The organism is Achromobacter sp. ISS7 (genome assembly GCF_056523125.1).
The window spans coordinates 6854085-6873589 of the sequence record NZ_JAWRZD010000001.1; the positions used below are offsets into that span (position 1 = coordinate 6854085).

A 19505-nucleotide genomic window follows, 5' to 3' on the forward strand; every position below is an offset into this window, starting at 1 on the left:
AAACGCCATGGAACAGCAAGTGAGGTTGTGCGAGGTCGGGCCGCGTGACGGCCTGCAGATGGCGCGCGGCATGATGGCCGCCGACGACAAGCTGCGCTGGATCCGGCAGCTGGCGGCGGCCGGGCTGCGCGAGATCGAGGTGGGCAGCTTCGTGTCGCCGCGGCTGGTGCCGCAGATGGCCGATACCGGGCAGGTGCTGCCGCAAGCGCTGGCCATCGACGGCGTGACGGTGTGCGCGCTGGCCTGCAACCTGAAGGGCGCTATCGCCGCCTACGAAGCGGGCGCGCACGTCATCGCCATCCCCGTGTCGGTCAGCGACACGCATAGCCATGCCAACGTCGGTAAAGGCACCGACGCGCAGGTCGAGGCCGTGGCCGCCATCGCCGACTGGCTGCGGGCGCAGGCGCGGCCGGTGCGGCTGGACGTGGCGGTCGCCACGGCCTTCGGCTGCTCGATGGAAGGCGCGGTGCCGGTGCGCCGCGTGGCCCAGGTGGCCGCGGCGGTGATGCGCGCAGGCGTCGACGAGATCGCGCTGGCCGATACCGTCGGCTACGCCCATCCGGCGGGCGTGCGCGAAGCCGTGCGGGCAGCGCAGGACGCGGTTGGCGCGCGGCTGGTGAAGCTGCACCTGCACGACACCATGGGGCTGGGGCTGGCCAACGCGCTGGCCGGCCTGGACGAAGGCATTCGCGCTTTCGACGCCTGCCTTGGCGGGCTGGGCGGCTGCCCGTTCGCGCCGGGGGCGTCGGGCAACATCGTCACCGAGGACCTGGTGTTCATGCTGGAGAGCATGGGCTATCGCACCGGCGTGGACCTGCCGCGGCTGCTGGCCGCGCGCGCCTTGCTGGCGGCATCGCTGCCGCAGGAGACCTTGCGCAGCGGCGTGGCGGCGGCGGGCATTCCCAGGACGTACCCGGCGGCCCTGGCCGCCTGAGCCGGCGCCGCGCGGCGGACGGCAATGCGGCGGCGGTATCATGTGCCGTCCTCATTCAGGCGGCCCGCCGCCGCGCGCCCATGGCTATCGTCTCCACTCCGTTGCTCGACCGCCTGCTGACCGACGGCGTCATCCGCCAGGACCACCACGACGCCGCTCGCCAGCGGCTGGGCGACGCCACCACGGAACCCTGGGCCTCGCTGGGCGAGGCGCTGTTCTGGCTGGTGGACGAGCACATCGTGTCCGACGAGGACCTGGCCGCCATCGGCGAGCTGTCCGTGACCGAGGCCGCCTTCGCCGGCAATGCCACGCGCCGCCAGGCGCTGGCCGAGATGGACGCGCTGATGCAGCGCAAGCTCGAGGAATACGAACGGCAGATACGCCAGGTCGCGCTCAAGAGCGCCTTTCCCGGCCCGCGCTGGGCCTGGCTGGGCGGTGGCGTGATCGCCGTGGCCGCGGCGGCCTGGTATCTGTTCGCGCCGGCCACGCCGCCGCGGTGCGATGACGCCGACGTGCAGAAGACCCTGCGCGCCAGCATGTTCACCTCGCGCATCCAGCAGATGTCCCGCAACCCGCTGGTCGGGGGCGTGGCGCCCGCCGACCTGTACCTGGCGACGTTTTCGGATGTGAAGGAAGTCGGCTACATCAAGCCCGAACGGTCGCGTGGCTGCATCGCCACGCTCAAGGCCGGCGAGGCCACGTCCTCCCTGGCCTACACCATCGGCCCGAACGACAAGGGCGAGATGATGATCGCCGGCGCGGATCCGCGCGTGGTGCGCGCCCGCTACGGCCAGCTGGATGCCGATGGCAAGCCGCGCGCCGTCGGCCAGCCGGCTGGCGCGGCGCGGCTGGCCGCCGCTTTCGAGCAGGGCGCGGCGGCGTTCGACGAGCTGACCCGGGGCGCGGCGCGCAAGGCAGCGTATGACCGGCAGCGCGAGCGCAGGGGCCTGCCGCCGGAGACCGATACGCGCACCGTGCGCAATGTGCAGCCGCTGGGCGACTGCAAGGATCTTGGCGGTGGCAGGTGGTCATGCCGCCTGCAGGCCGAGTATCGCGACCGGCTGATGTCGGCCATCGGCCGCGCCGACTGGCAGGTGTTCGAAGGCGATTTCGAGTTCTTGCAGGAGGGCGACGCCTGGCGCGTGGGCGAACCCTTCACGCGCCAGTACATGGACGCGGTGGTGCGCGGCCGGGTGGCGGAGATGAAGGGCGACGAGGCGGCGCAGCGGCTGGAGCAGATCCAGCGCCAGCGGCCGGAGGCCGTGCCCACGGCCCAGCCCGAGGCGCCCGCCAGGGCGGGCAGCCGCGAGCATCGCGGCGACGGCGCCGTCATCAACAAATAGGACAGGTCGCCGTTCGTCTGACGCTTGTTCAGGCCGCGACGGCGTCGCGTTCCCGCCGGCGGGCGAAGAGGAACACGTGGTGGTATTTGTCGCGCATCGGATGGCGCGACTGTTCGACGCCGGCGATCGGCGGCACGAAGGGGGCGAACAGGCCGAGCGCGTCGATGTGCACGGGGAAGGGCGCGCGTTCGGGCGTGTCGTTGTAGCCCAGGATGAGCAGGCCGCCGGGCTTGAGCACGGCGTGGCATTGCTCCAGCATGCGCTCGTAGCCGGCCTGCTCGTTCAGGCCGTAGCCGATCAGGCCGTTGGCGATCACCACGTCGAAATAGCCCGGCTCGTAGAGCGCCGCCATCTCGGTGGCGCTGCCGGTCAGGTGGCGGCCAGGCACGCCGTAGCGGGCCTGTTCCGGATCCATGTCGAGCGAATGGAATTCCGGCTTCAGCAGCCGCGGATAGTGCCAGGTGTATTCGCCCATGCCCAGGAAGAGGCAGCGCCCCGGGCCTTGCGGGCCGTCCGCCTGCTGGTTGAGATAGTCGAAAATCTGCTGTTCCAGGAAGGCCCGGTTCGGCGCCCGCAGCGGAAACTGCACGCCGCAGCGCGCGGCCAAAGCGGGGGACAGCCGGAACAAGCCTGACTTGAATGCGTCTTTGAATTTGGGCATACGGATCGCACCTGGCTGTGTCGCCGGTTCTTGACCGGGTTCGCCACCGCGAGCCACCCGGAATGCGCCAGATAGTAGACGAAATCGTTTCTATTCAGGGCTTGTTCAGGTGTTAATGATATTTGCGCCACATGCGCGAGAACGGACGCGCGCCGTCCCGGCCTGGCGCAAGCAGGCGACGTGGGCAAGCCGAGGGGATTTGGGGGGCTGTGGGCGGTCTTCTGGCGGAAGCGGTGGGATTCGAACCCACGAAGGGTTTAACCCCTTGCCGGTTTTCAAGACCGGTGCAATCGACCACTCTGCCACGCTTCCTGATGCGCAATGTACTGCGCAAGCGGCAATCCGGCCGCCAGGCAAACACTCTACCTGGCGAAAACGCGACTTGCCGTAAAGGGCGCAATAATAATCCATTTGCTGCGAAGGAGGCACGCGATGCACGCTGTAGAAATCTCCCGCCCGGGCGGCCCCGAGGTCCTGGTTCCCGCCGAACGCCCCACGCCCGAGGCTGGCAAGGGCGAAGTCCTGATCAAGGTCAGCGCCGCGGGCGTCAACCGCCCCGACGTGTTCCAGCGCAAGGGCAACTACGCGCCGCCTCCCGGCGCGTCCGACCTGCCGGGCCTGGAAGTGGCCGGCGAGATCGTCGGCGGCGACCTGGCCGGCAGCGGCTTCGCGGTGGGCGACAAGGTCTGCGCCCTGGTCGCGGGCGGCGGCTATGCCGAATACTGCGTCGCGCCGACGGCGCAGTGCCTGCCGATCCCCAAGGGCCTGTCCGACATCGAGGCGGCCGGCCTGCCGGAAACCTACTTCACCGTCTGGAGCAACGTGTTCGACCGCGGCCGCCTGGCCGATGGCGAGATCCTGCTGGTCCACGGCGGCGCCAGCGGCATCGGCACCACGGCCATCCAGCTGGCCCGCGCCATGGGCCACACGGTCTACGCCACCGTCGGCAGCGATGACCGCGCCCGCGCGGTCGAGGCCCTGGGCGCCACGCGCGGCATCAATTACAAGACGCAGGACTTCGTCAAGGAAGTGAAGGACGCCACCGGCGGCCGCGGCGTCGACGTGATCCTGGACATGGTGGCCGGCGACTACATCGCCCGCGACATGCAATGCCTGGCCGACGACGGCCGCATCGTCATCATCGCCCAGCTGGGCGGGGCGCAGGCCAATGTCGATACCAGCCAGGTCATGCGCCGCCGCCTGACCATCACCGGCTCGACCCTGCGGCCGCGTCCGGTCGACTTCAAGGGCGCCATCGCCCGGGCGCTGCGCGAGCACGCCTGGCCGCTGCTGGAGCAGGGCGCCATCAAGCCGATCGTGCACGCCACCTTCCCGCTGGCCCAGGCCGCCCAGGCCCACGCCATGATGGAAAGCGGCGAGAACATCGGCAAAATCATCCTGACCATGTAAGAAACGCGCGGTGTTCGGCGCGGCGCCGCGCAACAGGATACAATCACGGGTTTCGCCTGGAATTATTTCCAGGCCAGCCCGTGGGCGGGTGCTTTTCCCCCGGGTTCACCCACTCTGACATTTGCGCCATGACTTCAGTCGAACACCGCTCCCGCCTCGTGCTGGGCAACTGGAAGATGCACGGCAACCTGGCCGAGAACGCCGCGTTGCTGACCGAACTGCGCGCCGCGGATGCCGCCAGCCATTGTGAAATCGGCGTCTGCGTTCCGTTTCCGTACCTGGCGCAGGCCGCCTCGGCCCTGACCGGCAGCGCCGTGTCCTGGGGCGCGCAGGACGTCAGCGCCCACGACAAGGGAGCCTACACGGGCGAAGTCTCGGGCGCCATGCTCAAGGAATTCGGCTGCCGCTATGCGCTGGCCGGCCACTCCGAGCGCCGCGTGCTGCACGGTGAAACCGACCAGATGGTCGCCGACAAGGCCCGCGCGGCCCTGGCCGCCGGCCTGACCCCGGTGGTCTGCGTGGGCGAGTCCCTGGCCGACCGCGAAGGCGGTAACACGCTGGCCGTGATCGAGCGCCAGCTCAAGCCGGTGCTGGCGCTGGGCGCCGAGGCCGTGTCGCGCATGGTGCTGGCCTACGAGCCCGTCTGGGCCATCGGCACCGGCCGCACCGCCAGCCCCGAGCAGGCGCAGGAAGTCCACGGCGCCATCCGCGCCGCCCTGGCCGCGCTGGGCGCGGCCCAGGTGCAGGTTTTGTACGGCGGCAGCGTCAAAGCTGCCAATGCCGCCAGTTTGTTCGCCATGACTGATATCGACGGAGCCCTGGTCGGCGGCGCGTCGCTCGTGGCCGAAGAATTTTTGCGAATCGCCGCCATCTAAGTTTCCGTTCCGGAGTCTGTAATGCCCTTGATGCTCAAACTTCTGCTGGCCGTCCAAGTGATCTCGGCGCTGGCTATCATCGTGCTGGTCCTGCTGCAGCAGGGCAAAGGCGCCGACATGGGGTCCGCTTTCGGCAGCGGCTCGTCGGGCAGCCTGTTCGGCGCCACCGGCGCGGCCAACTTCCTGTCGCGCGCCACCAAGTGGGCCGCGGTGGTCTTCTTCGCTTCCACGGCCGGCTTGGCCTACGTCAGCCACAAGGGCACCAGCGGCCCGGCCGTCGAGTCCGGCGTGATGCAGAACTTCCCGGCCGACCGTTCCGTGCCGCAGGTGCCGGGCGCCGCGCCCGCCCCGCAAGGCGCCGGCGCATCGTCGGTGCCGGGCGCGTCGTCCGTGCCGGGCGCCGCCTCGTCGGTTCCTGGCGCCGGTTCGGCGCCGGCCGCCAAGCCGGACGCCTCGGTGCCGTCGGCTCCGGCCCCCGCCGCTGGCGACAAGCCGGCCGAGACGCCCGCCAAGTAAGCGTCCCGACCCCATGCAAAAGGCCGGCTATCGCCGGCCTTTTTCTATGGCGTTCCGCCTTGGATCGCCGAGGGTCTTGCCTGCAGTGCGCTCAGGCGCCGGGCAGCATGTGGCGCGCCGAGACGGCGAGGATGCGCTCGGCGGATTCGCGCAGCTGGCGCGCTTCGCGGTAGGCCCGCAGAGACACGACGGCATCGTAGCGGCGGGAGCTGCGCGGGCCGGCGAGCAGTGTGGGACGGCGGGTCAGGATCGGGGATATCAGACGTTGCATGGTGGAGCCTTTCTACGGGCCTGAGGCCCTGTTGTGTATGGCTGGCATCGTAAGCCGGCCAGGCATGCGCGCCAACGAATTCCCTTTCATATGAATATCCGGGGGGAATTCCCCGGGAATGGTCCCGGGTGTGCGCACGGCGACGCCAGTATTGCCGGCCGACATGACAGATTGATGCCAGGCGCGGCGCGGCTTGTAAGGGCTTGTTGCCCAGGCGGTAAGGCGGCCGGCGCGGACGTCAGGACTGGCGATGGCATGCCGGGTAGCGTGGGTGTCCGGTGGCGCGGCATGAATTGACGCGAAGCGCCAATTGCGTGATAGAATGTTCGACTTTCCAGGAAAGCATGGCTTTTCTGGCAAAAGTTAGCCGACGTGGTGAAATTGGTAGACACGCTATCTTGAGGGGGTAGTGGCGAAAGCTGTGCGAGTTCGAGTCTCGCCGTCGGCACCAGGAATTCCTCGTAAAAGGCCCGCTGGAACGCAAGTTCCAGCGGGCCTTTTGCTTTCGCTTGTGCCGCGTCAGTCGCCCGCGCGCGACTTCGGGCGGAACGATTTCCACGTCCGCATCAAACCTTTCATTTAGCTGTTATTGCCCCGTCATCTTCGACAGCGATCATGCCGGCAGGCTGGGTCGCGGGTGAGCCAGTCAACAACAGTGACAATGACAGGAAAACTGATGAGTTCTTCGGACCAGGACGACATCCCGTCCAACCCCTCCACGGCACCGCATTTCAACGAAGTGGTGCGACGCGCGGTGTCGCGCCGCGGCTTCCTCAAGGCTGGCCTGGGCGCCGGCGCGGTCGGTTTCATGGGCGCGGGCCTGACGGCCTGTGGCGGCGATGACGATGATGATTCGTCCAATGGCAATCCGGGCACCAACCCGGGCGGCGAGACGCCCGCCAAGCCGGTCGAGCTCAATTTCAAGGCCGTGCCCATCAGCACCGCCGACACCGTGGTGGTCCCCGAGGGCTACCAGTTCGCCGTGATCAGCCGCTGGGGCGATCCGCTCTTCACCGGCGCGCCGGCGTTCAAGGCCGACGCCAGCAACGGCGGCGACGACCAGGCCCGCCAGCTGGGCTACAACCATGACGGCCTGCACTTCTTCCCGATCGACGGCAGCGACAGCGTCAACGGCAGCAGCGTGGAAGGCCTGATGGTCACCAACCACGAATACACCACGCCGGAATACTTCTACCCCGTCGGCGTGCAGCCCGGCAACGCGCAGTGGAACCTGGACTGGGTGCGCAAATCGCAGCACGCGCACGGCGTATCGGTGCGCCACCTGCGCCTGGCCAACGGCAAGTGGGAAGCGGTGCTGGATTCGCCGTTCAACCGCAGCGTCAACGCCAACGTCGCCATGCAGCTGGTGGGCCCCGCCGCGGGCAACCGTCTGGTGCGCACCAACGCCGACCCGTCGGGCACGCGCTGCTTCGGTACCTTCGGCAACTGCGGCAACGGCTACACGCTGTGGAACACGTACCTGACGTGCGAAGAGAACTTCACCGATTACTTCGGCGTCGGCACGGCCGACCCGGCCACGGTGAACTACCCCGATGCCGAATACCAGGCGCACATGGAGCGCTACAAGGGCTCGGGCAAGACCTCCAGCAGCTCGTACCGCTGGGATCACTACGACAACCGCTTCAACTGGGCGCAGGAGCCCAATGAATACAACCGCTGCGGCTGGGTGGTCGAGATCGATCCGTTCGATCCGAACTCCACGCCCAAGAAGCTGACCGCGCTGGGCCGCTTCAAGCACGAGAACGCCGCGATGACGCTGGCCGACGACAAGCGCGTGGTGGTCTACATGGGCGACGACCAGGTCAGCGAATACATCTACAAGTTCGTGTCCGACGGCAAGTACGATCCGGCTCGCCCGGCGCTGAACCGCCTGTTGCTGGACCGGGGCACGCTGTACGTCGCGCGTTTCCTGGACGGCGCCGCGCAGGGCGATGCCATGGGCGTGGGCGAATGGATCCCGCTCAAGCTCGACACGCCGGCGCAGGCCGGCGGCACGCTGGGCGCGCTGTTCAACCAGGACATGGGCGAACTGCTGGTCAAGACGCGCCAGGCCGCCGACGCGGTGGGCGCGACGCCGATGGACCGGCCCGAGTGGATCACCACCCACCCGACCACCCGCGAAGCCTACGTCACGCTGACCAACAACAGCTCGCGCGGCAGCGGCAGCGCCCGCTATCCCGGCGGCCCCGTGCATCCGGGCGCCAACGACGCCAACCCCCGCACCGGCAACCAGTACGGCCAGATCGTGCGCTGGCGCGAGAAGAACGGCGATCCGGCGTCGCTGACCTTCGAGTGGGACATCTTCGTGCTGGCCGGCAACCCGACGCTGTATCCGCGCACCGACCTGCGCAGCGGTTCGGCCAACATCACCGCGGACAACACCTTCAACAGCCCGGACGGCCTGGCCTTCGACAAGCGCGGCCTGCTGTGGATCGAGACGGACGGCAACTACTCCAACACCGGCGTCTACGCCGGCCAGGGCAACAACCAGATGCTGGTTGCCAACCCGGCCACCAAGGAGATCCGCCGCTTCATGACCGGCCCGATCGGTTGCGAAGTGACCGGCCTGACCTGGACGCCCGACCAGAAGTTCCTGTTCATCAACATCCAGCACCCGGGCGAAGGCCCGAGCGTGACGGATGCGCAGAACAATCCGCTGATGGCCTCGAAGTGGCCCGACGACGCCACCGCCAGCCGGCCGCGTCCGGCCACGGTGGTGATCTGGAAGCAGGACGGTACCCCGGTCGGCACCTGATGCCGCCTGATCGGCCGGCGGTCCCGGGCTCGTCCCGTGGCCGCCGGATACCGGTGTGATGCATTGGCCGGCGCCTTGTGCGCCGGCTTTTTTATGCGTGCCAGGCCTGCCCGCGGGGCTGGGGATGGCGTGCGAGCCGCGCTACCGCTATCGCAGATGGCCGCCGTAGGCGATGGCCGCCAGCACGAAGGTGACCGCGCCCACCGCCGCCAGCCAGTTCGCGCGCCTGGCCGCCAGGGCATCGCGCCGCGCCATGCCGATGAGCACCGCGATCAGCGACCATAGCCCCGTGAACGCCAGCAAGGTCAGCGTGTAGACGAAGTTCGAGAGATCGTAGCCGCCGCCGCCGATGGACGGATACTCGGCGCTCCTGGGCCAGAGCAGGGCGATGTGCCAGCCCACGATGACGGCGAACACGGCAAGCCAGATCTGGAATCGTCGGTCTTTCAGCATCGGGGGAATCTCCGGGTGGGCACGCGTCTAGTCTGACATCGATGCGCCCAGTCCGAAATCTGCCTGTCCCGCATCGAAGGTGTCGGCCTTCGCGGGCTCGCCACGCGCGCCGGCGGGAATATCCGCCCCATCTGCTTCGTCCACCCTGCACGTACACCGCCGGCAGCAAGGGCGTTCACGCCATGGACGAGAGTGTTCCCTTGCAACAATAGTTATATATAATTAACAATACGTATTTAATAGTTATATTTAATTAATCAAATAGGCATTGCCCGGCCCGGCCGGCTGCCGCAGGAGGTTTCATGCAGGACTCCCATTCCCCCTCACGCACCCTGCGCAGCACGGGCGGCCTGATCATGCTCGGATTCACCGTGGTTCTCTGCCTGATGGTGCTGCTGACCGTGGTCGGCATCACCCAGGTGAACCGCATGAACGGCGCGCTCAGCGCCATCAACGAAGGTCATGGCGTCAAGCAGCGCTACGCCATCACCTTCCGCGGCAGCGTCCATGACCGTTCCATCGCGCTGCGCGACGCCGTGCTGGCCAATCCCGCCGAGCTGCGCGCGCTGGTGGCCGACATCGAGCGCCTGAAGCGCCAGTACGACGAGGCGGCCGTGCCGATGGATGCCCTGTTCGTCCAGGGTGCCGAGGTGTCGGACCAGGAACGCGAGACGCTGGCCGGCATCAAGGACGTCGAGGCGCGCACGCTGCCCGTGGTGCAGCGCCTGCTGGCGGCGCTGGAGCGGGGCGACGCGGCGCAGGCGCGGCCCTTGCTGGACCAGGCGCGGCCGCTGTTCGTGCAGTGGCTGGCGGCCATCAACCGCATGATCGACCTGGAAGAGCGCCTGATGAAGGACCAGAGCGACATGGCGCGGCGCGTGGGGATCGACTTCCAGCAGCTGATGCTGGCCTTGACCGGCGTGGCCATCCTGCTGGGCGCGGGCCTGGCCTGGCTGATCGCCCGCCGTATCACCCGCGCGCTGGGCGCGGAACCGGCGGCGCTCAAGCGCATCGCGCAATCGGTCAGCGCCGGCGACCTGGCCAGCCCGATCGCGGTCAAACCGGGTGACGAGAGCAGCATCCTGGCTACCTTGGCGGGGATGCAGCGCAACCTGGCCTCGGTGGTTGGCGGCGTGCGCCAGCATGCCGACGCGGTGTCGGTGGTGAGCGTGCAGCTGGCCGAAGGCAATGCCGACCTGTCGGCCCGCACCAGCGACGAGGCGCGCGCCCTGCGCCAGACGGCGGACTCGATGGAAGAACTGACCGGCGCGGTCAAGCGCAACGCGCACGAGGCGCAAGAGGCCGGCGTGATGGCGGGCCAGGCCATGGACGCCGCGCGCCAGGGCAGCCAGACCATGCATGCCGTTGTCGACACCATGGAGCACCTGTCGAAGGCGTCGGCGCAGATTTCCGAGATCACGTCGGTGATCGAAGGCATCGCGTTCCAGACCAACATCCTGGCGTTGAACGCGGCGGTCGAGGCGGCGCGGGCGGGCGAGCAGGGCAAGGGCTTCGCCGTGGTCGCGAGCGAAGTGCGCTCGCTGGCGCAGCGCTCGGCCACGGCGGCCAAGGAGATCAACACGCTGATCAGCCAGTCGGCCGAAACCGTGCGCCAGGGCGTCGAGCGCGTCGGCGCCGCGGGGCAGACCATGGACCTGATCCTGGACTCGATCACCCAGACCACGGCGACCATGCACGGCATCGTGCAGGCCTCGGTCGAGCAGACCGGGCGCATCGAGCACGTGGCGCGGGTCATCGCGCAACTGGACGAGGACACGCAGAAGAACGCGCAACGCGTCGAGGAAGCCTCGGCCGGCGCCGAGGCGCTGCGCGAGCAGGCCGCGGACCTGCGGCAGGCGGTCTCGGCGTTCCGCGTCGGCGGCGCGGGCGCCATGGCGGTTGGGCGTATCGCGCCCGCGGGCAACGGACGGCTGTTGCCGGCCTGATTGCATCGCCGCCACCGGCGCGTGGCGGCAACGATGCCTGGCCGGGCGCGCTACACGTCTGCCAGCGGCTCGGCCTGGTAGGCGCGGTGCAGCTGTTCGATGAAGGCGTGCGCCGGGGGCAGGGCGATGTCGGCCACCCGGCTGACCGCGATGCCCGGCGTCCACGAGTTCATGACCGCCGCGCCTTGCAGTCCGGCGACGTCGGCGGGGGCGATCGGGCGGGTTCGCTGCGGCACGCCCATCCGCGCCAATTGCCGTTGCACCATGCCCATGGTGGTGCCGATGAGCATGTCGGCCTCGGGCCACACCACCGCTTCGCCATCCCAGAACGCCAGGTTCCAGATCGACGCCTCGCTCAGGCGGCCCTGGCGGTCGACGAACGCGACATCGTCGTAGCCGGCCTCGGCGGCCTGCCGCAGGTAATAGGTCTTGGCGGCTTCGCCGACGTGCTTGATCGCCGGCACCAGGCGTTCGTGCGCGACCGTGGCCAGCGCCAGCGGACCGGCCGGCCCGCCAGCGGGCGGACCGGTGCGCACCAATACCCGCGGCCGCGCGTCCGGGCCGGCCACGGTGAATTCGCCCGCGGGTGAATAGAGCGTGGCGGTCAGCGACTGGTCGGCCGGTCCGGCCTGGATCGCCGCGCGCAGGCGGGCGCGGATCTCCCCGTCCGGCAAGGCCTGGCCGAAGAGGGTTTGCGAGGCGGTCCGCAACCGCCGCAGGTGCAGGTCCAGGCCACGCACGCGGCGATCGCGCACCTGCAGCGCCGTGAAGTGCGCGTAGCCGGCGAACGCCAGCGGCGCCAGGTCCGCCTGGGTGGCGGCCTGGCCATCTAGTTGAACGACAAAGGAATCGGCGTCTGCCGGCATGGGAAATCTCCAGGAAAGGCCGCCGCGCCGCGGATTGCCGGCGGGGGCGAAGGATCGGGGGCGAGGCGCAGGGCCTGTTCGGTGCAGGCACTATCCCCGTTCGCGGCGGGCCTGGGAAACGAATGATTTTCAACCGATCTTCAAGCAGGCCTTGAAGATCGACGCGGTGCGGAAGGGGCTTGAGGGCACGAGGCGCGCCAGGCGAATCGATGCGCCATCCTCTGTGTCGAGAGCCATTCGCTACAAAACTGGAACAGTTTGTTCCGGGAAAAAGCGCCGTTTTATGGCCCGGAAAGGTGGCCGCTCGCGGCATCGGCCAGTAGAATTTGCTCACTCCTTACCCTCTATCTACCAGTCGAAAGGCATATCCTCATGAGCAACGCATACCTCGACGCACTGAAGAAGCGCCGTACGCAATATTCGCTGGGCCGCAACCTGTCCGCCTCGAAAGAGGAACTGGCGTCCCTGATCCAGGAAGCGATCAAGCACAGCCCCTCGTCGTTCAATTCGCAGAGCTCGCGTGCCGTGGTCCTGTTTGGCGCTGAAAGCGACAAGCTGTGGAACCTGGCCATCGAGGAAGTGCGCAAGGTCGCCCCGGCCGAAGGCTTCGACAAGACCGAAGCCAAGCTCAAGAGCTTTGCCGCTGGCGTCGGCACCGTGCTGTTCTTCGAAGACCAGGACGTGGTGCGCAGCCTGCAAGAGAAATTCGCGCTGTACGCCGACAACTTCCCCGTGTGGTCGGAGCAGGCGGGCGGCATGGCCCAGCTGTCGGTCTGGACCGCGCTGGCCAACGCCGGCGTGGGCGCCAGCCTGCAGCACTACAACCCGCTGATCGACGCCGCCGTGGCGCGCGAGTGGAACATCCCCGCCAGCTGGAAGCTGCGCGCGCAGATGCCGTTCGGCTCGAACGAAAACGGCTTCGGCGACAAGGGCTTCATGGACGACGCCGAACGCTTCCGCGTGATCGGCTGATCCGGCGGGCGCCTGGCGCCCGGATCGAAAAACCCGCACGTCCCCATCATGGGACCTGCGGGTTTTTTCATGGCGAGTATCCCCCTGGCACGGGACGGGAAAACCCGCGGGCCGTGGGTGCGCGGGCAGGGCCAGGGGCCGGGCGCACGGCGGGCAGGCATAATCCGGGGTTTTGTCCGTATCCAAGAAGGCCCTGCCGTGACCGACGCCGTACCCATCAGCCAAGCCGACTACGACCTGCCCCTCGAGACGCTGGAAGCCCATCTGCTGGCGCAGCGCCAGCGCGCCGCCGATGTGGTCAACGCGGCCACGCGCACCTGGACCTGGATACGCCACGGGTCGTTCCTGGCGTCCATCGTCATCGTCGGCATCGAGAAGCTGACCACCGGCAAGGTCGGCGCGCACACCGCGGTCTTCGCCAGCGTGATGCTGCTGATGGCGCTGAGCTTCATCGCCGCCGCCAAGACCCGCCGCATCATCAAGGGCCTGGGCAATGGCCAGCCGACGCCGAAATGGGTGCTCAAGCGCATGATCCGCAAGACCATTTTCAAGGGCGCCGCGAGCCTGAAGGGATCGGCGCGCTTCTATCCGGACCGCTTCGTGCTGGACCAGAATGGCAGCCATTTCGAATCCGAATATGAAAACGACAAGATCGAACTGATGGCGCTGACGCCGGATTATCTGCAGATCATTCCGGTGCAGCGCCAGGACGTGCCGGACGAGGTGTATTTCATTCCGCTGGCGCAGGTCAGCCAGCCCGAGGAATTGCTGAAGTTCCTGGGCGGCAAACCGAATTATGTGGATGCAGCCTGATTTTTTGGCGCGCGATGCGCTGTCATTAATCTGAATGGAACGGAGATCGGTATAAGATTCACCTCTTTACGATTTCAGGGACGAAACCTCACCGGTTTCGTCGGTAGCCATGGCTCGTTTCATCCTGGGAGTGAAACCCCCGCAAACCGAGGTCGCCGCGGCCCTGCGGGTCGATGCGGCGCCCGCGGGCCCGAGGACGCGGCTGGCCGGCGCTGAATTGCAGGCGCGTCTGCGCCAGAAGCGTTCAAGCGCGTATGTCGAAGCGATGACCCGCCTGGATGCCGGCGGGCACGTGCACAGCGTGGCCGCCACCGAAGCGTTGATGGAAGCGCTGCGCCAGGAGTTTCCCGATATCCATATCGACAACCTGCCGATCGGAATATTGGCCAAGTGTTTCCTGGGCGATGATTTCGAGGTCCATACCCTCGACCGCACCGGCAGCATCATTCAGCATTTCCGGCGTGGCCAGCCCGTGCCGAACGGCATGGATCGCGCGCGCGCATTGGCGCGGGGCGGCCAGTATGCATTTATCGAGGTCTATGCCGACAAACTGATCACGGTCAGTCCGACGGGGCAGACCGCCATTATCGATGGTTGAACCTTCATAATCATGGCGACCACCAATACCGTAAGACCCGCCGACCTGAGCGGCATCCTGGGTTCGTTGCGCAACCTGAACGACACGATTTCCACGATGTCGAACCGGGTCGGCGTGATGGGCGCCGAACTGAACCAGACCCGCGCCGATCTGTCACGGCTGGAGCGGGCGTTTGCCGACTTTGTCGAGTCGGACGTGAAGGCCAAGGAACTGGCCCTGGCCGAGACGCGCCAGGTGAAGGTACGCCAGGAACTGGAAACCAAGTACGAGTACTACGGCATCGTGCGCCGCCACGCCACGGGCATCCTGCAGGCGTCCGATATCCAGCTGGTGCGCAAGGAAACCCTGCGCGGCGCGACCGAGGAACTGATGATTTCGGCGCCGCGTTATTGGCTGGCGCCGGCATTGGTGGCGCTGTCGGCCTGGCTGGGCGACAACCGCGAGCTGGCCGAGCGCGCGCTGGCCGAGGCCATCCGCCGCGACGATGAAAAGACCTCGCTGTTCTTCGCCCTGATCGCGCGCCGCGCCGGCCGCAACGAGGTCAACCGGACCTGGCTGGATCGTTACTTCGGCATGCAGAACCCGTACAAGCTGAACCGTCAGACGGTTGTCATGGTGGACGCCCTGGCCAACGGCGTGTTCGGGGTCGACGTGACGCTGCATTGCGGCAAGCGGATCGCGGACTGGATCGCCGAGCTGTCCGAGCAGGCCGGCTTCATCGAGGCGCAGCGCGTGCAATGGGGCAAGGCCTTGCTGTCGAAGACGCCGACCAAGGATCATTCGGCCCGCTATCCCAATCTGTATCGCTTCAGCCCGACCTGGCCGACGTTGAACCAGGCGATCAACAGCGCCGCCACGCACGAAATGGTGCTGGCGCACTTCCAGTCCATGTTCCAGGGCGAGATCCGGCCTGCCGCCAGCGTGCTGGCGGCGGTGGACGAACTGTTGAGCAAGCTGGTGACCAGTTTCGATGACGAGGAACTGCCCTTGCGCCGCCAGGAGGAGCTGTGCCGCCTGGTGATCGAAGAGGGCGGCAACCGCCGCGCCGCGCAGGCGCGCTACGACCTGCAGGCGTCAGTGCTGGATGAGGGCGTGGATTTCACGCAATTGCTGACCAACGCGGCCATGCATCCGGACGTTTCGCACGTGACCCGGGCCACGCAGCGCTTCGCGGTGGCGCATTCGCGCGACTGGATCCTGGATGGCTATGGCGACGTGACCGCCAAGACCCGCCTGTCGGTGCCCGCCGATGTGTCCTTGAGCATCGAGGATTGGCAGGGCGTGACGCGGGATGGGGACAATGAAACCGAACTGGTGCAGAGCCTCGAGCAGGAAATCGCCGCGCGGGCAACCCTCAGGTTGAGCGAGATGCGGTGGCCCCTGTGGAATTGGCTGGTGCTGGCGGGCGGGGTGTTCCTGATCATTCATGGTCTTTCCTCCGGCTGGTTCCTGCCGGCGGTGGGCGTGTTCCTGCTGTTGGTGTGTTGGGGCAGCCGCATCCAGTACCTGGATGCGCGCAAGGCCGTCCAGGCTGATTTCGCCAAACTGTGCACGCAAACCACCGAGGCGCTGAAGGCCTGCCTGGCGGAAGTGGTGGAAGTGCGGCGCGAAATCGCCGAGCGTGACGGCGTGGCCACTCACGTGACGGCCTATCTCGAGGGCATCAGCCCCGAGCAGCACATTCTCTCGTCGCGCGATTCGGTGCGCCGAGTCATGATCCAGCCCTGAGGACGTAGCGATGACCCGTCAGATCCACGGCGCCGCGCAGGCGGCGCCTGATACCCCGGTCGAATCGGCCTCGGCCGCAGCGTCCGCCGCGCCCGAACCCGTGCCCGCGACCATCGTCACGACGGCGGAGCATTGCGACGCCCTGGCGGGCGCGCTGCCGGCCTGGGACTTGTTGCCCGCCGCGCCTTTCATCCGCCGTGTCCGCTGATGGTGCCGCCCGACACGGACGTCCCGCGCACCTATGCGCAATGGAGCGCCTGCCTGGACCGCCTGGCTGTGGGCACCGAGGACGAAGCCTGCCTGGATCGGATGCGGCGCGGCGAGTTGTCGTGGGCCGGCGGGGTCGCGACGCTGTTCTCGCAACGCATGGTGGCCGAGTTCAACACGCGCCTGACCCGTTGCTCCGAACACCTGACGCGCGATCTGCGCGTGGGCATGGACGAGAGCCTGATCGTGCGCGCCATTCTCAACGCGCGCCATGCGCTGCATTTTCTGCATCGGCTCGCGGGCGTCGAGTCCTTTCCCGACACCTTGCGCACGCATTTGACGGATGAGGTCCGCAAGTTCGTCCAGCGCGCGCAGGAATCGCTGGAGAACAGCGCGCGTACCGATCGCAGCGGCCGCCTCGCGGTGCTGCTGCGCAATAACCCGTTGTCACGATATGAGGCCTTGACGGCGCCGCCTGTCCTGGCCGATGCGCGTCCCGGCATGGCGCCGATGCCGGAGGCTCCGGCCACGGGCATGCGCCGTCGAAACATTCTCAGTTGAGCGATCCATGAGCGACACCACCGAATTCAAGGCCACGCTGACGCGCTATCTCAAGGCGCGCATTCCCTTCATTTCGATCCGCAGCGCCGAGCGCAGCCGCGTGCTGGATCTGCTGCGTGAGGTCGTGGCGCCGCTGAACGCGCCGGTGTATGTCCACACGCTCTCCCAAGGCACGCGCGAGCTGGTGGGCGGACGCTCGGTCAACGAAGACCGTTCGGTGACGGGCGCGGTGGATTTCGCCAGCCAGCAGTTCGCGCAGCGCCAGAACCTGTCGTGCGTCCTGACCGAAGTTTCCGATATCGAGGACGACACCGCGTCCGCCCGTCATCTGCTGGACGTGGTGATGCTGGCGGCCGAGCACAGTGGCGTGGTGGTGGTCATCACCACCAAGCCGGTCTGGGGGCAGCTGCAGCGGGCGGGCATGGCGTTGACGCTGTCGGCGCCCACCGAAGACGAGATGCAGGCCATCATCCGCGAGAACCTGGATGCCTACCGCGGTCATTTCCCGATCGAATGGGATGCCGACGACGAGCGTCGCGCTGCCGCCATCCTGGCGGGAATCTCGCGCATCGAGGCCGAGAACATCATTGCCACGCTGCTGGCAAACGGCCGCATCACCAAGGCCGACATGGTCGAGCTGATGCATGCGAAGGACCGCATCTTCGCCGACATCAGCGGCATCGAGCGTGTGTCGGTGCGCGGCAATGAACTGAGTGTCGGCGGATTGGGCGGCCTCAAGGCCTGGCTCGACAAGGAGCGCCCGCTGTTGACGGCCGACCTGCGCGAACGCGGCATCCGGCCGCCGCGCGGCGTGTTGCTGGTGGGCGTGCCGGGCTGCGGCAAGTCGCTTTCGGCCAAGGCCATCGCCGCCAGCTGGAGCCTGCCGCTCTACCGCCTGGACCTGTCCACCATCCACGGCCAATACCTGGGCCAGAGCGAGTCACGCCTGAAGGATGCCCTGGCCACCGCCGATCACGTGTCGCCCTGCATCCTGTGGATCGACGAAATCGAGAAGGGGCTGGCCGGCGCGACCGGCGGTTCGAGCGATGGCGGCACGTCCACCCGGCTGGTGGGCCAGTTCCTGTACTGGTTGCAGGAGGCGCGCGCCCGCGTGTTCGTGGTGGCGACCGCCAACGACGTGTCCAAGCTGCCGCCGGAGCTGTTGCGCCGGGGCCGCTTCGACGAGCTGTTCTTTGTCGATCTGCCCACCCCGGTCGAGCGGCGCGAGATCATCGACATCTACGTCAAGCGCGGCCTGAAACAGGCACAGTCCGATGACCTGATGGATGAACTGGTCGAGGCGTCCGACGGCTTCGCCGGCTCCGACCTGGAGGCGGCGGTGCGCGAGGTGGTCAAAGAGGCCTATCTCAATGGCGACGCGGCGGCGACGCCGGACTTGTTCCGCCAGAGTTTCCGCAATGTGGTGCCGCTGTCCAAGACCGCGCCGGAGCAGATCGAGAGCATCCGGGCCTGGGGCCGGGAGCGCGCCGTGCCTGCCTCCGGGCACCCGATCGGCATGGCCGCGGTGCAGGGGCGTCCGCGCCGCCAGGTGCTGGGCTGATCCGGGCGGCGCGGCAAGCGGCGCCTATTCGTAGGCCTGCTTCTGCGCCGACCACTTGAACGTGCGCTTCCACTTGCCGCCCTGCTGGCGCAGCTGGATGTCGAAATAGCCGCCGGTCTTGCCCGGCAGGATCACCAGCGAATTGCTGGCGTCGGATTCGTCATGCTCGCGCGTGCCATCGGGATTCCAGTCGCCGGCGATGGATTTGACGAACGACATGGGTCGGGCGAAGGCGACGCGCAGCGTCGCGCCGTCGATGCGGAACAGATACAGGGCCTCGAAGTCGGCGCCGCCGCCCGAGTAGCCCTCGCTCCAGCCGGCGCGCAGGCCGAACGCGGTGTTGTCGGGCGCAATTCTGTAGGGCGCCAGGTCGAAGCGTTTCCAGCTGGCCGGGGTGGACAGCATCGGGGCGCCGGCGTCCTGCATCGCCAGGTCGATCGGCGGATCGATGTCGGTGTCGCTCCAATCGGTCGGCGTGGTCACGGGAGATTCGGTGCGCGCCACCAGCCTGGGCGCGGCGCCGGGCGCCGAGTCGAAGACGCCGACCCAGACGTCGGTCCGGTCCTCGTCGTGCGACAGGCTGCTGCAGTCGCCGTCGCCGAACTTCTTGAGCCGTTCGGCGCGCTCGGCGCTGGCCGCCAGGCACACCAGCGCCACGTAGGCGCCGGGGCGCTGCGGCCAGGCCTTGGCGCCGGCCACCAGCAGGCGCTTGGGGTTCTGGCCGGGAGCCAGTTGCTGGAGCAGGAAGTCGCTGCTGAAGCCGGCCGGCAACTGCGTGCCCAGGCCGTCGGGCCGGGGCGCGCCGCTCATCTGGCTGTCGTACATCTTGCGGGCGTCCTGCGTCTTGATGGCGCCGGGAACCTGGTCCAGCGATTGCACCCGGGTGTCGGCCAGGGCGGCCGGCGCGTGCAGGGCGAGGACCAGCGGGCAAAGCAGCAAAGCGGCGCGGATACGCATCGGCGTGGCCTGGCGATGAACCAGGCGGTAGTGGAGTTGCCTGATTATCGCTGAACG

General features: G+C 67.8%; 19 protein-coding genes and 2 tRNA genes. 15 read left to right on the plus strand and 6 right to left on the minus strand.

Features of this window, described 5'->3' with window-relative positions:
- The first annotated feature begins 7 nt into the window (after positions 1-7).
- Positions 8-934, plus strand: coding sequence for a hydroxymethylglutaryl-CoA lyase (locus tag AC1HFW_RS31205; protein WP_479286382.1), 927 nt, complete (start codon positions 8-10; stop codon positions 932-934).
- An 80-nt stretch (positions 935-1014) separates the two neighbouring features.
- Positions 1015-2277, plus strand: coding sequence for a hypothetical protein (locus AC1HFW_RS31210; protein ID WP_061072263.1), 1263 nt, complete (start codon positions 1015-1017; stop codon positions 2275-2277).
- A 28-nt stretch (positions 2278-2305) separates the two neighbouring features.
- On the opposite strand, the gene AC1HFW_RS31215 is transcribed toward AC1HFW_RS31210, so the two are convergent.
- Both AC1HFW_RS31215 and AC1HFW_RS31220 read right to left on the minus strand, forming a co-directional pair.
- Positions 2306-2938 carry a class I SAM-dependent methyltransferase gene (locus tag AC1HFW_RS31215; protein ID WP_479286384.1) on the minus strand — a complete coding sequence of 211 codons (633 nt, stop codon included), beginning with the start codon at positions 2936-2938 and terminating at the stop codon, positions 2306-2308.
- A 222-nt stretch (positions 2939-3160) separates the two neighbouring features.
- Positions 3161-3250: transfer RNA gene (locus tag AC1HFW_RS31220), tRNA-Ser, on the minus strand.
- 120 nt (positions 3251-3370) lie between these two features.
- Between AC1HFW_RS31220 and AC1HFW_RS31225 the strand changes: the two genes are divergently transcribed.
- The 3 genes from AC1HFW_RS31225 to secG all read left to right on the plus strand — a co-directional run bounded on the left by AC1HFW_RS31225 (position 3371) and on the right by secG (position 5739).
- Positions 3371-4348 carry an NAD(P)H-quinone oxidoreductase gene (locus AC1HFW_RS31225; protein ID WP_116520985.1) on the plus strand — a complete coding sequence of 326 codons (978 nt, stop codon included), beginning with the start codon at positions 3371-3373 and terminating at the stop codon, positions 4346-4348.
- A 128-nt stretch (positions 4349-4476) separates the two neighbouring features.
- Complete coding sequence (gene tpiA / locus AC1HFW_RS31230) at positions 4477-5223, plus strand: triose-phosphate isomerase (protein ID WP_479286385.1); 747 nt, start codon at positions 4477-4479, stop codon at positions 5221-5223.
- A 21-nt stretch (positions 5224-5244) separates the two neighbouring features.
- Positions 5245-5739, plus strand: a complete 495-nt coding sequence (gene secG, locus AC1HFW_RS31235) for a preprotein translocase subunit SecG (RefSeq protein WP_006393306.1) — start codon at positions 5245-5247, stop codon at positions 5737-5739.
- A gap of 91 nt (positions 5740-5830) precedes the next feature.
- Here secG and AC1HFW_RS31240 read toward each other — a convergent pair whose 3' ends face one another.
- On the minus strand, positions 5831-6010 hold the full coding sequence (locus AC1HFW_RS31240) for a hypothetical protein (protein WP_054479589.1): 180 nt from the start codon (positions 6008-6010) through the stop codon (positions 5831-5833).
- Positions 6011-6376: 366 nt separating this feature from the next.
- Here AC1HFW_RS31240 and AC1HFW_RS31245 point away from each other — a divergent pair.
- Positions 6377-6461 (plus strand) — tRNA-Leu (locus AC1HFW_RS31245).
- Between the two features lie 225 nt (positions 6462-6686).
- Positions 6687-8786 (plus strand): PhoX family protein, encoded by a 2100-nt coding sequence (locus AC1HFW_RS31250; RefSeq protein ID WP_479286387.1) that lies wholly within the window; start codon positions 6687-6689, stop codon positions 8784-8786.
- Between the two features lie 147 nt (positions 8787-8933).
- On the opposite strand, the gene AC1HFW_RS31255 is transcribed toward AC1HFW_RS31250, so the two are convergent.
- The gene (locus AC1HFW_RS31255; protein ID WP_479286389.1) at positions 8934-9239 is read right to left on the minus strand and encodes a hypothetical protein; all 306 of its coding nucleotides are present in this window, start codon (positions 9237-9239) and stop codon (positions 8934-8936) included.
- Positions 9240-9541: 302 nt separating this feature from the next.
- Between AC1HFW_RS31255 and AC1HFW_RS31260 the strand changes: the two genes are divergently transcribed.
- A complete protein-coding gene (locus AC1HFW_RS31260) occupies positions 9542-11185 on the plus strand; it encodes a methyl-accepting chemotaxis protein (protein ID WP_479286390.1) in 1644 nt (547 codons plus the stop codon).
- 50 nt (positions 11186-11235) lie between these two features.
- On the opposite strand, the gene AC1HFW_RS31265 is transcribed toward AC1HFW_RS31260, so the two are convergent.
- Positions 11236-12051, minus strand: coding sequence for an aminotransferase class IV family protein (locus AC1HFW_RS31265; RefSeq protein WP_479286391.1), 816 nt, complete (start codon positions 12049-12051; stop codon positions 11236-11238).
- A gap of 372 nt (positions 12052-12423) precedes the next feature.
- Here AC1HFW_RS31265 and AC1HFW_RS31270 point away from each other — a divergent pair, with 372 nt between their 5' ends.
- The 7 genes from AC1HFW_RS31270 (at position 12424) to AC1HFW_RS31300 (ending at position 18491) form a co-directional block, all read left to right on the plus strand.
- Positions 12424-13023, plus strand: coding sequence for a nitroreductase family protein (locus AC1HFW_RS31270; protein WP_198485353.1), 600 nt, complete (start codon positions 12424-12426; stop codon positions 13021-13023).
- 198 nt (positions 13024-13221) lie between these two features.
- Positions 13222-13836 (plus strand): hypothetical protein, encoded by a 615-nt coding sequence (locus AC1HFW_RS31275; protein ID WP_006393324.1) that lies wholly within the window; start codon positions 13222-13224, stop codon positions 13834-13836.
- A 109-nt stretch (positions 13837-13945) separates the two neighbouring features.
- Positions 13946-14434 (plus strand): hypothetical protein, encoded by a 489-nt coding sequence (locus tag AC1HFW_RS31280; RefSeq protein WP_061072255.1) that lies wholly within the window; start codon positions 13946-13948, stop codon positions 14432-14434.
- A gap of 12 nt (positions 14435-14446) precedes the next feature.
- Positions 14447-16162, plus strand: a complete 1716-nt coding sequence (locus AC1HFW_RS31285) for a hypothetical protein (protein ID WP_241075229.1) — start codon at positions 14447-14449, stop codon at positions 16160-16162.
- A 10-nt stretch (positions 16163-16172) separates the two neighbouring features.
- Positions 16173-16370 carry a hypothetical protein gene (locus tag AC1HFW_RS31290; RefSeq protein WP_241075228.1) on the plus strand — a complete coding sequence of 66 codons (198 nt, stop codon included), beginning with the start codon at positions 16173-16175 and terminating at the stop codon, positions 16368-16370.
- On the plus strand, positions 16370-16930 hold the full coding sequence (locus AC1HFW_RS31295) for a hypothetical protein (RefSeq protein WP_479286394.1): 561 nt from the start codon (positions 16370-16372) through the stop codon (positions 16928-16930). The genes AC1HFW_RS31290 and AC1HFW_RS31295 overlap by 1 nt, the downstream gene beginning before the upstream one ends.
- Positions 16931-16937: 7 nt before the next feature.
- A complete protein-coding gene (locus AC1HFW_RS31300; RefSeq protein ID WP_061072251.1) occupies positions 16938-18491 on the plus strand; it encodes an AAA family ATPase in 1554 nt (517 codons plus the stop codon).
- Between the two features lie 24 nt (positions 18492-18515).
- Here AC1HFW_RS31300 and AC1HFW_RS31305 read toward each other — a convergent pair whose 3' ends face one another.
- Positions 18516-19448 carry a hypothetical protein gene (locus tag AC1HFW_RS31305; RefSeq protein ID WP_241075225.1) on the minus strand — a complete coding sequence of 311 codons (933 nt, stop codon included), beginning with the start codon at positions 19446-19448 and terminating at the stop codon, positions 18516-18518.
- Positions 19449-19505: the final 57 nt, after the last annotated feature.